Here is a 340-nt window from a genome sequence, read left to right as displayed (position 1 = left end):
GAAATGGTGGGCCTTCAGGGACTCGAACCCGGGACCGTCCGGTTATGAGCCGGATGCTCTAACCAACTGAGCTAAAGGCCCGGCTATGGAAAAAGCCGCCGCATTTCTGCGGCGGCTTTCGCTCTTGGCTCCTCCTGTCTGGCTCGAACAGACGACCCTGCGGTTAACAGCCGCATGCTCTACCGACTGAGCTAAGGAGGAATATAATACGGAGTAAGCACCGACCTATTTTCCCAGGCCGTCGCCAGCCAAGTATCTTCGGCACTCGTGAGCTTAACTTCTGTGTTCGAAATGGGAACAGGTGGACCCTCACGGTCATCGGCACTTACTTCGTATTTCT

General features: G+C 55.3%; 2 tRNA genes and 1 rRNA gene. All 3 read right to left on the bottom strand.

The features are described 5' to 3' along the window. Positions 1 to 4: 4 nt before the first annotated feature. The 3 genes from H6A25_RS12560 to rrf all read right to left on the bottom strand — a co-directional run bounded on the left by H6A25_RS12560 (position 5) and on the right by rrf (position 329). Positions 5 to 81, bottom strand: a tRNA-Ile gene (locus H6A25_RS12560). Between the two features lie 44 nt (positions 82 to 125). Further along, positions 126 to 201 (bottom strand) — tRNA-Asn (locus tag H6A25_RS12555). An 11-nt stretch (positions 202 to 212) separates the two neighbouring features. Beyond that, a 5S ribosomal RNA gene (rrf, locus tag H6A25_RS12550) occupies positions 213 to 329 on the bottom strand. Positions 330 to 340 lie beyond the last annotated feature (11 nt).

The organism is Intestinimonas butyriciproducens (genome assembly GCF_016901775.1).
Taxonomy (GTDB): Bacteria; Bacillota; Clostridia; order Oscillospirales; family Butyricicoccaceae; genus Pseudobutyricicoccus.
This window is presented reverse-complemented; position numbering and strand designations above follow the sequence as displayed.